Below are 277 nucleotides of genomic sequence, written 5' to 3' on the forward strand. Positions count from 1 at the left end.
GGTGCGGCATGTGCGCGTAGCCGAACACCGACAGGCGATCGGGCGCGAGTTCGATGATCGTCTCGAGCGTGCGCGCGAACACCGCGACCGTCTGGTGCGGCAGCCCGTAGATCAGGTCGACGCTGACCGAATGAAAGCCCGTCGCGCGCGCGGCGCCGAGCAGGTCGGCGGTCATCGCGAGCGGCTGGATGCGGTTGATCGCCTGCTGCACGACCGGGTCGAAATCCTGCACGCCGAGGCTCAACCGGTTGAAGCCGATCGTGCGCAGGTGCACGAG

Annotated in this window: 1 protein-coding gene; it reads right to left on the reverse strand. The window is 68.2% G+C overall.

The genetic code is table 11. From position 1 onward, the window contains the following. The coding region (locus tag AAEY68_RS20995) for a radical SAM protein (protein ID WP_350586821.1) at positions 1-277 on the reverse strand (277 nt) is incomplete at both ends.

Source organism: Pseudoalteromonas sp. RB2-MNA-CIBAN-0110, from assembly GCF_040309305.1.
In the GTDB taxonomy this organism is placed as follows: domain Bacteria; phylum Pseudomonadota; class Gammaproteobacteria; order Enterobacterales; family Alteromonadaceae; genus Pseudoalteromonas; species Pseudoalteromonas arctica.